At 75.4% G+C, this 11437-nt stretch carries 8 protein-coding genes; 6 read left to right on the top strand and 2 right to left on the bottom strand.

The window, feature by feature from the left end:
• Nucleotides 1–152 precede the first annotated feature (152 nt).
• Both D5H78_RS17465 and D5H78_RS17460 read right to left on the bottom strand, forming a co-directional pair.
• Nucleotides 153–2696 carry an ABC transporter permease gene (locus tag D5H78_RS17465; protein WP_119951776.1) on the bottom strand — a complete coding sequence of 848 codons (2544 nt, stop codon included), beginning with the start codon at nt 2694–2696 and terminating at the stop codon, nt 153–155.
• 3 nt (nt 2697–2699) lie between these two features.
• Nucleotides 2700–3482: an ABC transporter ATP-binding protein gene (locus D5H78_RS17460; protein ID WP_119951775.1), complete on the bottom strand. Its 783-nt coding sequence runs from the start codon at nt 3480–3482 to the stop codon at nt 2700–2702.
• 110 nt (nt 3483–3592) lie between these two features.
• Here D5H78_RS17460 and D5H78_RS17455 point away from each other — a divergent pair, with 110 nt between their 5' ends.
• From D5H78_RS17455 to dop, 6 genes are all read left to right on the top strand, one after another.
• On the top strand, nt 3593–4765 hold the full coding sequence (locus D5H78_RS17455; RefSeq protein WP_218566755.1) for a site-2 protease family protein: 1173 nt from the start codon (nt 3593–3595) through the stop codon (nt 4763–4765).
• Between the two features lie 88 nt (nt 4766–4853).
• A complete protein-coding gene (locus tag D5H78_RS17450; RefSeq protein ID WP_245941697.1) occupies nt 4854–5813 on the top strand; it encodes a tRNA (adenine-N1)-methyltransferase in 960 nt (319 codons plus the stop codon).
• A 12-nt stretch (nt 5814–5825) separates the two neighbouring features.
• Nucleotides 5826–6485 (top strand): hypothetical protein, encoded by a 660-nt coding sequence (locus tag D5H78_RS17445; protein ID WP_119951774.1) that lies wholly within the window; start codon nt 5826–5828, stop codon nt 6483–6485.
• 235 nt (nt 6486–6720) lie between these two features.
• Nucleotides 6721–8436 carry a proteasome ATPase gene (gene arc / locus D5H78_RS17440; RefSeq protein ID WP_425472975.1) on the top strand — a complete coding sequence of 572 codons (1716 nt, stop codon included), beginning with the start codon at nt 6721–6723 and terminating at the stop codon, nt 8434–8436.
• 120 nt (nt 8437–8556) lie between these two features.
• On the top strand, nt 8557–9882 hold the full coding sequence (locus tag D5H78_RS17435; RefSeq protein ID WP_119951773.1) for an Rv1352/Rv1906c domain-containing protein: 1326 nt from the start codon (nt 8557–8559) through the stop codon (nt 9880–9882).
• A 23-nt stretch (nt 9883–9905) separates the two neighbouring features.
• Entirely contained in the window at nt 9906–11420 is a 1515-nt protein-coding gene (gene dop / locus D5H78_RS17430) for a depupylase/deamidase Dop (RefSeq protein ID WP_119951772.1), read from the top strand.
• The last annotated feature ends 17 nt before the right edge of the window (nt 11421–11437 follow it).

Genomic DNA, 11437 nt, shown 5'->3' with positions numbered 1-11437 from the left:
CACGACCCGTCGCCCGCAGCGGCGCGTCCCGCGCAGGACGGCGGGACACGCCGCCGCCGGGACGACGTCGTGTGCGCGAACCGGACACTGGCGCGCAGCAGCGGCCGGCCCACCCCGGCCGCCCGGCCCACCCCGGCCGCCCGGCCCCCGGCTCAGGTCGTGGTGATGGCCTGCAGGACGTCGAGCTTGGCGGCGCGGCGGGCGGGCCAGACGGCGGCGAGGACGCCGACGACCGCGGCGACGACGAGGAAGAGCAGCAGCGTCACCACGGGGACGCTGAGCACCTCGATGCCCTGGCCGGCGAGGGCGCGCTGCAGGCTGATCCCGAAGACGAGGCCGAGGACGATGCCGAGGGCGGCGCCGTACAGGGCGATGACCACGGACTCCAGGCGCACCATCCGGCGCAGCTGGCGCCGCGACATCCCGACGGCGCGGAGCAGGCCGATCTCGCGGGTCCGCTCGATGACCGACAGCGCGAGGGTGTTGACGATGCCGAGCACCGCGATGACGACGGCGAGGGCGAGCAGCGCGTAGATGATCGTCAGCAGCTGGTCGATCTGCGCCCTCTGGTCCTCCTTGAACTCGGTCTGGTCGGCGAGGTCCACGACGGGGTAGTCCGCCACGACCGCGTCGAGGCCCGCCCGCACCGCGGCGGGGTCGGCGCCGGGCTCGGCGAGGACGTACACGAAGTTGTCCTGCCGGCTGTACCCGAGCGCGTCGAAGGTGGACAGCGACACGGTGAACTCGCCGAGGCCGGCGTTCTCGGTGAAGACGCCGAGCACCTCGAGGTCGCGGCCGTCGCCGTACGGCGGGGTGAGGGCGACGACGTCGCCGACGCCGAGGCCGCGGGACTCCGCGGTGCCCTCGTCGAGGAGCACGCCGCCCTCCTCCAGCCCCGCGGCGGAGCCGGCGACGAACTCGGTGGTGAGCGCGGTGCCGATGGCACCGGGGTCGATGCCGGTCAGGCCGATGGTGCCGCCGTCGACCTGGGCCTGGCCGAAGCGCTGCTCGTACACGGCCTCGACCCCCTCGACCTCGCGCGCCGAGGCCGCGAGCTCGGCGCTGAAGGGCGTCGCCACCGCGTTGGAGACGACGTAGTCGGCGCCGAAGGCCTCGTCGACGAGCCGGTCGACCGAGGCGTTGGCCGAGGCGCCGAGCACGCTCATCGACGCGACGAGGGCCAGGCCGATCATGAGCGCGCTGGCGGTGGCCGCGGTGCGCCGGGGGTTCCGCCGGGCGTTCTCGGTGGCGATCCGCCCGACCGCGCCGAAGGCGCGCGGGTACCAGCCGCCGAGGACGCGCAGCGCCGGGCGGCTCAGGACCGGGCTCAGCGCGATCGCGCCGACCACGAGCAGCAGCGCGCCGGCGCCGACGAGCTGGGCGGCGGTGCTCCCGTCGTCCGTGGCGAGCCCACCGAGCAGGGCGGCCGCACCGAGCGCCGCGAGGACCCCGCCGACGACGAGGCGCACCCGCAGCGAGCGCTCCGGCATCGCCACGTCGTCGCGCATCGCCGCGACCGGGGGGACCCGGGCGGCGCGGCGCGCGGGGACGTACGCGGCGAGCAGCGTCACGCCGACCCCCACGACGAACGACCACACGACCGTCGACGGCTCGACGACGAGGTCGCCGTCGAGCTGCAGCCCGACCCGGCCGAAGACCCAGCGCAGCAGGGCGGCGAGCCCGACGCCCACGCCGAGGCCGAGCACGGCGCCGAGCAGGCCGACCGCCAGCGCCTCGACGAGCACCGAGCGGGTCACCTGCGCCCGCGAGGCGCCCACGGCGCGCAGCAGCGCGAGCTCGCGGGTGCGCTGCGCGACGATCATCGAGAACGTGTTGAGGATGATGAAGGAGCCGACGAACAGGGCGATCCCGGCGAACACCAGCAGGAAGACGTTGATGAAGCTGAGGCTCTGCTCGAGCGCGTCGGCGCCCTCGTCGGTGATCTCGGTGGCCGTCTTCGCCTCGAAGCCGTCGGGCAGGGCGGCCGCGACGGCGTCGCGCAGCTCCTCCTCGCCGACCCCGTCCTCGGCGTCGACCGAGATGCTGGAGTAGAAGCCCTCGGCGCCGGTGAGCGACTGCGCGGTCGCGGTGTCGAAGGCGACGAGCGAGGCGCCGGCGAGCCCGCCGGACTCGCCGAAGCGGAACACCCCGACGAGCTGCTCCTCGCGCGGGCCGGCGGGCGTGATGAGCCGTACGCGGTCGCCGACGGCGAGGTCCGCCCGGTCCGCGGTCTGCGTGTCGACCGCGATCTCGCCGGGGCCCTGCGGCCCGCGGCCCTCGGTGAGCGTGGTCACGGTGACGCCCGGCGTCTCGTCCCAGTTGATGCCGAGGCCCGGGGCCCCGGTGCCGCCGACCGCGTCGCCCTGGGCGTCGACGACGAACACGCCGTCGGTCTGCACGTCGCCCACGGCGGTCGCGACCCCGTCGACCGCGCGCACGTCGTCGAGCACCGCCTCCGGCACCCCCGTCTCCGGGCCGGCCGTGGAGGACGTGACGACGGTCTGGTCGAAGCTCGTGGCCCGCGTGACCGTCACGTCGGCCGCGATGTTCTCGAACAGGTCGGTGAAGGTGCGGCTCAGCGTGCTCGTGAACACGAGGGAGCCGGCGACGAAGGCGACGCCGAGGACCACGGCGACGGCGCTCAGCGCGAGGCGGAGCTTGTGCGCCAGCAGGCTCCGCAGGGAGGCGCGCAGCACGGGTCAGGACCTCCGGCCGGCGGTGTCGAACCGCTTCATCCGCTCGAGCACCCGCTCGGACGTCGGGTCGCGCATCTCGTCGACGATCCGCCCGTCGGCGAGGAAGACGACCCGGTCGGCGTACGAGGCCGCGACGGGGTCGTGCGTGACCATGACGACCGTCTGCCCCATGTCGCGCACGCTGGCGCGCAGGAAGCCGAGCACCTCGGCCCCGGCGCGCGAGTCGAGGTTGCCGGTGGGCTCGTCGGCGAAGACGATCTCCGGCCGGCTCGCCAGGGCCCGCGCGCACGCGACGCGCTGCTGCTGCCCGCCGGAGAGCTCGCCCGGCTTGTGCCCGAGCCGGTCCCGCAGCCCGACGGTGTCGACGACGTGGTCGAGCCACGCGCGGTCGGGGGTGCGCCCCGCGATGTCCATCGGCAGGGTGATGTTCTCCAGCGCGGTGAGCGTCGGCAGCAGGTTGAAGGACTGGAAGACGAAGCCGACGTGGTCGCGCCGCAGCAGCGTCAGGCGCTTGTCGTCGAGGGCGGTGATCTCGGTGTCGCCGACGTGCACGGTCCCGGACGTCACGTCGTCGAGGCCGGCGAGGCAGTGCATGAGCGTGGACTTGCCGGACCCGGACGGGCCCATGATCGCCGTGAGCTCGCCGCGGGCGAAGGACACGGTGACGTCGTCGAGCGCGGTCACCTGGGTGTCGCCGGAGCCGTAGACCTTGCGCAGGTCGGTGGCCCGCGCGGCGGCGGTGGTCGTCGTGGCGGTGCTGTCGAGGCCGGTGGGAGGGGTGATCACGAGGCCGAGGCTAGAGGTCCGGGGACCCCCTGCGCGGCGCGTTTCCGCCTGCAAGCACCGGCGGGCGGCGCGGCGCGGCGGCGGGGGGGCGCAGCACCTAGCCTGGGCGGGTGCACGACCACGGCGCGAGCGCGCAGCAGGCCAGGGGCGGTACGGGCGGGATCGTCCTGGGACGCCCCTTCGGCGTCCCCGTCGTCGTCGGGCCCTCGTGGTTCCTCGTCGCCGTCCTCATCACCTGGGTGTTCCAGCCGCAGGTCGCTCGCGCCCTGCCGCAGCTGGGCGAGCTGAGCTGGCTCGTCAGCCTGGCCTACGCCGTGCTGCTCTACGTCTCCGTGCTCGTGCACGAGCTCGCGCACTCGGTCACGGCGCTGCGGATGGGCCTGCCGGTCAAGCGGATCACGCTGCACCTGCTCGGCGGGGTCAGCGAGATCGAGCGGCAGCCCCAGACGCCGCTGCGCGCGCTGCTGGTGTCGGTGTCGGGCCCGGTGCTCAACCTCGTCCTGGCGGGCCTGGGCTGGCTCGTGCTGCAGGTCGCCGAGCCCGGCACGGTGGTGGGGGAGCTGGCCTCGGCGCTGACGTGGGCCAACCTCGTCGTCGCGGTCTTCAACCTGCTGCCCGGCCTGCCGCTCGACGGCGGCTTCGTCCTCGAGGCGCTCGTGTGGCGCCTGCGGGGGGACCGCCTCGCCGGCACGGTGGCCGCCGCCTGGGTCGGTCGCGCGCTCGCCGTGCTGCTCGTGGCCGGCCCGCTCGTCGTCGCCTCGCTCACCGAGGGGCGCCTGCCGCTGCTCACCGTGGTCTGGGGCGTCTTCCTCGGCTCCTTCATCTGGGTCGGGGCGGGGCAGGCCCTGGCCGGGGCCCGCACGCGGGCCCGCCTGCCCGGGCTCGTGGCGCGGCGCCTGGCCCGGCGCGCGGTGCCCGTGCCGCGCGACCTGCCGGTGGCCGAGGCGGTGCGCCGCGCGCAGGCCGCCGGCGCCGGGGCCCTCGTCGTCGTCGACGCCGCCGACCGCCCGGTCGCGATCGTCGAGGAGGCGGCCGTCGCCGCGATGCCCGAGCAGCGCCGGCCGTGGGTGCCCGTCGGCGACGTCGCCCGCCGCCTCGACCCGGACCTCGTCCTCGACGCGGACCTCGAGGGCGAGCCGCTCGTCGAGGCCATCAACCGCCGCCCGGCGCCCGAGTACCTGCTCAAGGACCGCCAGGGCCTGGTGTACGGCGTGCTCGTGCTCAGCGACGTCGAGCGCGTGCTCTCCCCGCAGGCCCCCCAGCCCCGGCAGGCCCCGCGCTGAGCGGCGGGCCCCGCCGTGAGCGGCGGGGCCCCCGCGAGCGGCTAGGCTCGACGCCCGTGATCCCCGCCCCCACCGCGCCCGAGCGCCCGTGACCGACGCGCCCGAGACCCGTACGCCCACCGGCGCCGCCCACCGGCGGGGCCCCTTCAAGCCGGGGGACCAGGTCCAGCTCACCGACCCCAAGGGGCGGATGCACACCATCACCCTGCAGCCGGGGCGGGCCTTCCACACCCACAAGGGCTCCTTCGGGCACGACGAGATCATCGGCGGGCCGGAGGGCGTCGTCGTCACGAGCACCGGCGGCGTGCCGTACCTCGCGGTGCGCCCGCTGCTCGCGGACTTCGTGCTGTCGATGCCGCGGGGCGCCGCGGTCGTCTACCCCAAGGACGCCGGGCAGGTCGTGCAGATGGCCGACGTGTTCCCGGGGGCCCGCGTCGTCGAGGCAGGCGTGGGCTCGGGCGCGCTCACCATGTCGCTGCTGCGCGCGGTCGGCGACGAGGGCCGGGTCATGTCGTACGAGCGCCGCGCCGACTTCGCCGAGGTCGCCCAGCGCAACGTCGAGACGTTCTTCGGCGGCCCGCACCCCGCCTGGCGCCTCACCGTCGGCGACCTGCAGGAGAGCCTCGACGAGACCGACGTCGACCGCGTCGTGCTCGACATGCTCGCCCCGTGGGAGTGCCTCGACGCGGTGTCGCGCGCGCTCGTCCCCGGCGGCGTGCTCATCTGCTACGTCGCGACGGCGACCCAGCTGTCCCGCACGGCCGAGGCCCTGCGCGCGCACGGCACGTTCACCGAGCCCCACGCCTGGGAGTCCATGGTCCGCGGCTGGCACCTCGAGGGCCTGGCCGTGCGCCCGGAGCACCGGATGGTGGGCCACACCGGCTTCCTGCTGACGAGCCGCCGGCTCGCCGAGGGCACCGCCCCGCCGCTGCGGCGGCGGCGCCCGGCGAAGGGCGCGTACGGCACGGGCGAGGACGAGGCGCCGGACGCGCCGGCCGAGCGCCCCAGCGGCGCCGAGCGCGCCGCCGAGCGCGGCCCGCTGCCCTAGCGGGGACGGACCGTGCCGCGGGGGGAGGCCGACCGGCGCACCGCCGTGGCCGCGGTGGTGCTCGTCGTCGTGCTGCTCGGGCTGCTCTCGGCCTGGGTGGTCGCCGGCGGGCGCGCCCCGGTGCCGCCCCGCGACGCCGCCCGCGGTCCCGCGACCGAGCTGCCCGGGCCCGCCCCCGGCGCGGGCGGACCCGCCGCGCAGGGACCGACGGCCGAGGCCCTCCCGGGCGCCACGGGGGCCGGCGGCGACCCGGACCCGAGCCCCGCCTGGGCCGGCACCGACGTCGCCGGGCTGCTGCCGGTGGACTGCGGCGAGCGCCGCGTGCAGGTGCGCGAGGTCGTCGAGGACGACCTCACCGGCGACGGGACCCCCGACGCGGTGGCCGTCGCGCGCTGCGACGCCGGCGCCGGCAGCCCACCGGACGCGGTCGTCGCCCTGGCCGGTCCCGCGGTGGCCCCGCGCCTGCTGGCCGTGCTCCTGCCGCCGTCGCGGGGCGTCCTCGTCGACGGCGTCGACGTGGGCCGGGCCGCCGACGGGGCCGCGACGGTGCTCGTGACGGGCACCGGCTACTCGTCCCCGACGGTGCCCCGCTGCTGCCCCGACACGACGGTCCGCGAGGCCTGGCGGTGGGCCGGGACGGGCCTGCGCCAGGTCCCGGCGCCGCCCCGCTGAGCGCCCCGGAGGCACCACCCCGGGGCCGTCCGCCGCCCCTGCACGGGGCGTCGAGCGGACCCGTACGCGCCGTGGTCACGGGAGCGACACGATCACCGTCGCCCCGCCTCGCGCGCGCACCGCGCACGGGTAGGGTCGGACGGGACGGAGGGCCGGCGCCAGGCCGGGTCCGTCCGAGTGCAGGGAGGTGACAGCCGTGCCCGCCCACGACGACGAGCGCTACGCCGGCGCCGAGGTGAACGACCTGCGGCGCCGCCTGTCCGACATGACCGAGGAGGTGGGTGCGCTGCGCCGCCGCCTCGCCGAGTCGCCCCGCGGGGCCCGCGCGCTCGAGGACCGCCTCGCGCAGCTGCAGGCCGAGCTGGCCGGGGTCACCTCGCAGAACGAGCGCCTCGTGCAGACGCTGCGCGACGCCCGCGACCAGATCGTCACCCTCAAGGAGGAGGTCGACCGGCTGGCCCAGCCGCCGGCCGGCTTCGGCGTCTTCCTCGAGGGGCACGAGGACGGCACGGTCGACGTCTTCACCGGCGGGCGCAAGCTGCGGGTGACGGTCAGCCCGGCGGTCGAGCGCGACGAGCTGGTGCGCGGCCAGGAGGTCATGCTCAACGAGGCGATGAACGTCGTCGCGGCGCTCGGCTTCGAGCGCGTCGGCGAGGTCGTCATGCTCAAGGAGCTGCTGGCCGACGGCGAGCGCGCGCTCGTCATGGGGCACACCGACGAGGAGAAGGTCGTCCGCCTCGCCGAGCCCCTGCGCGACGAGCCGCTGCGCGCCGGCGAGGCGCTGCTGCTGGAGCCCCGCTCGGGCTACGTGTACGAGAAGGTGCCGCGGGCCGAGGTCGAGGAGCTCGTCCTCGAGGAGGTCCCCGACATCGACTACCGCCAGATCGGCGGCCTCGGCGGGCAGATCGAGCAGATCCGCGACGCGGTGGAGCTGCCGTACCTGCACCCGGACCTGTTCAAGGAGCACGAGCTGCGCCCGCCCAAGGGCGTCCTGCTCTACGGCCCGCCCGGCTGCGGCAAGACGCTCATCGCCAAGGCGGTCGCCAACTCGCTGGCGAAGAAGGTCGCCGAGGTCACCGGCAAGCCGCAGGGGAAGTCGTACTTCCTCAACATCAAGGGCCCGGAGCTGCTCAACAAGTACGTCGGCGAGACCGAGCGGCACATCCGCCTGGTGTTCCAGCGCGCCCGCGAGAAGGCCAGCGAGGGCACGCCGGTCATCGTGTTCTTCGACGAGATGGACTCGCTGTTCCGCACCCGCGGCTCGGGGGTCAGCTCCGACGTCGAGAACACCATCGTCCCGCAGCTGCTGTCGGAGATCGACGGCGTCGAGGGCCTCGAGAACGTCATCGTCATCGGCGCCTCGAACCGCGAGGACATGATCGACCCGGCGATCCTGCGCCCGGGCCGGCTCGACGTGAAGATCAAGATCGAGCGGCCCGACGCGGAGTCCGCGCGCGACATCTTCTCCAAGTACCTCAAGCCCTCGCTGCCGCTGCACCCGGACGACCTGGGCGAGCACGGCGGCGACCCGCGGGCCACGGTGCAGGCGATGATCCAGCGCACCGTCGAGCGGATGTACTCCGAGGTCGACGAGAACCGGTTCCTCGAGGTGACGTACGCCAACGGGGACAAGGAGGTCCTGTACTTCAAGGACTTCAACTCCGGCGCGATGATCCAGAACATCGTGGACCGGGCGAAGAAGATGGCCATCAAGGACTTCCTCGACCTGGGCCAGCGGGGCCTGCGCATCTCCCACCTGCTCGCGGCGTGCGTCGACGAGTTCAAGGAGAACGAGGACCTGCCCAACACGACGAACCCCGACGACTGGGCCCGGATCTCCGGCAAGAAGGGCGAGCGGATCGTCTACATCCGCACGCTCATCCAGGGCAAGCAGGGCACCGAGGCCGGGCGCTCGATCGACACGGTCGCCAACACGGGGCAGTACCTCTAGCCCCGTCCCCGTCCTCCCCGTCCTCCTCGTCCTCCTCGTCCTCACGGACCGCTCAGGACCGGCCCGGCCCCGCCGATGGGGCCGGTACCCGGGAGCGGCCCGGGGGACGAGGGGGACAAGATGCTGCACCTGCGCCGGCCGACGGGGCGCCTCGGGGCCGGGTCGGCGCGGACGACGGCCGTCGGCGCGGTCGGCGCGGTGCTGGCCGGCCTCTGCGCCGGCGTGCTGGTCACCGCTGCCCCCGCGGCGGCGGCCGCGGCGCCGGGGGAGCACTACTTCCTCACGGACTCGACCTCCCCGACGCCCGCGGTCGGCACCGTGCTCGCCACCGGCGGCCCGGGCGACGTCGTGCTCGTGGGGGACTGGGACGGCGACGGCAAGGACACGTTCGCCGTGCGCACCGGCGCGACGTACGCCCTGTCCCCGGCCCTGGGCGCGGCCCCCACGGCGCGGACCGCGCTCGGGCTGGTCACCGACCAGGCGCTCGTCGGCGACTGGGACGGCGACGGCAAGGACACCCTGGCCGTGCGCCGGGGCAACGTCGTGACCTCCGTGGACCGCCCGGGCGGGCCGGAGCGCTCGTACGCCTTCGGGCGCGCGAGCGACGTGCCGCTCGTCGGCGACTGGGACGGGGACGGGCGCGACTCCGTCGGGCTGCGCCGCGGGGCCACGTTCTTCCTCACCGGCGTGAACGGCGGCCGGGTGACGAGCACGTTCGCGTTCGGCCGGGCGTACTGGCCGGTGGTCGTGGGCGACTGGGACCGCGACGGGCGCGACACCCTCGGCGCGCGGCGCGGCGCGCAGTACCTGCTCACCGCCCGCCCCGGCGGCCCGGTGGCGAAGACCGTCACCTTCGGCACCGCGACCGACGCCGTGCTCGTGGGCGACTGGAACGGCGACGGGTACGACACCCTCGCCGCCCGCCGCCCCCGGGTCACCCTGCCCGGCACCGCGGCGCTGCGGGTCGGCACGCAGGTGCAGCCCGGCCTCTACCGCTCGGCCGTGGCGGCGGGCTCCGAGGCCTGCTGGTGGAACGCCTACCCCGGGCTCGACAGCTCGGCGGCCCCGGTGGCCGGGGACTACGTGGCGACCGCCGACGGCGAGCGCAGCGTCTACGCCGAGGTGCGCCGGGGCGACGCCCTCTTCGAGAGCGCCGGGTGCGCGCCCTGGGTGCAGGTGACCCCGCGCGACCTGCCCCGCCCGCAGGCGCTGGTCGACGGGCGCTGGCGGGTCGGCGTCGACGTGGCCCCGGGGACGTGGACCGTGGACGTGCCGGCCGGCTCGACGTGCGTGTGGGCGCGCGCCCGCGACTTCCGCTGGGACGAGGGGAGCGTGCTCGACGGGCGCGAGGAGCCCTCGACCGCGCACCGGGTGAGCGTCGTGCTCGCCTCCGGGGACGTCGCCGTGGCGTCCGTCGGGTGCGGCACCTGGACGCGCCGGGCGTGACCCGCGCGACGTAGGCTCGGCGCATGAGCGTCTGGCGCGTCATGGGGATCGAGACCGAGTACGGCGTCTCGGTGCCCGGCAACCCGACGGCCAACGCCATGCTCATCTCCAGCCAGGTCGTCAACGCGTACGCGGGCTTCTCCACCTCGCGCGCCCGGCGCGCCCGGTGGGACTTCGAGGAGGAGAACCCGCTGCGCGACGCGCGGGGGTTCGACCTCGCCCGCGAGAGCGCGGACCCGACGCAGCTCACCGACGAGGACCTCGGCCTCGCCAACGTCATCCTCACCAACGGCGCCCGGCTCTACGTCGACCACGCCCACCCCGAGTACTCCTCGCCCGAGGTCACCAACCCGCGCGACGCCGTGCTGTGGGACAAGGCCGGCGAGCGGGTCATGGCCCACGCCGCGCGCCTCGCGGCCGAGGTGCCCGGCACGCAGCCGATCCAGCTGCACAAGAACAACACCGACGGCAAGGGCGCGTCGTACGGCACCCACGAGAACTACCTCATGCGCCGCGAGACGCCGTTCGGCGAGATCGTGCGGCACCTGACGCCGTTCTTCGTCAGCCGGCAGGTCGTCACCGGCTCGGGCCGGGTGGGCACCGGCCAGGACGGGCGGGGCACGGGGTTCCAGCTGAGCCAGCGCGCGGACTTCTTCGAGGTCGAGGTGGGGCTGGAGACCACCCTCAAGCGGCCGATCATCAACACCCGCGACGAGCCGCACGCCAACGCCGAGCGCTACCGGCGCCTGCACGTCATCATCGGCGACGCCAACCTCGCCGAGGTCGCGACCTACCTCAAGGCCGGCACCACGGCGCTCGTCCTCGCCATGGTCGAGGACGGCTGGCTCGAGCAGGTGGACCTGTCGGTGGACCGGCCGGTGGGCGCCCTGCACGCGGTGAGCCACGACCCCTCGCTCGGCCCGGTCCTGCGCCTGCGCGACGGGCGCCGGCTCACCGCGGTGCAGCTGCAGATGGAGTACCTCGAGCAGGCCCGCAAGTACGTCGAGGACCGCTGGGGCGACGACGCCGACGACATGACCCGCGACGTGCTCGAGCGCTGGGAGTCGGTGCTGACCCGGCTGGAGAACGACCCCATGTCGCTCTCCCGCGAGCTGGACTGGGTCGCCAAGCTCGAGGTGCTCGAGGGCTACCGGCGCCGGGACCGCCTCGACTGGGACTCCTTCCGCCTCCAGCACGTCGACCTGCAGTACAGCGACGTGCGCGAGCGGGGCCTCTACAACCTGCTCGCCGCGAAGGGCCGCTTCGAGCGGGTCGTGACCGAGGCCGAGGTGGAGCGCGCGGTGTCCGAGCCGCCGGAGGACACCCGGGCCTACTTCCGCGGGCGCTGCCTCGCGCAGTACGGCGACGAGGTGGCCGCCGCGTCGTGGGACTCGGTGATCTTCGACCTGCCCGGGCGCGACTCGCTGCAGCGGGTGCCCACCCTGGAGCCGCTGCGCGGGACGAGGGCGCACGTGGGCGCGCTCCTCGAGCGCTCGGCCACCGCCGAGGACCTCGTGCGCGCCATCACCGGCTCCTGAGCGCGCCGGCGGCGGGG

Source organism: Vallicoccus soli (genome assembly GCF_003594885.1).
Taxonomy (GTDB): domain Bacteria; phylum Actinomycetota; class Actinomycetes; order Motilibacterales; family Motilibacteraceae; genus Vallicoccus; species Vallicoccus soli.
The sequence above is the reverse complement of the archived record's forward strand: the minus strand, read 5'-3'. Positions and strand labels throughout refer to the sequence as shown.

What these genes read in the sequence shown, in the direction of transcription:
- D5H78_RS17435 (WP_119951773.1), top strand. Translation starts at nt 8,557, where the DNA reads ATGCTGCACCTGCGCCGGCCGACGGGGCGCCTCGGGGCCGGGTCGGCG.
- dop (WP_119951772.1), top strand. Translation starts at nt 9,906, where the DNA reads ATGAGCGTCTGGCGCGTCATGGGGATCGAGACCGAGTACGGCGTCTCG.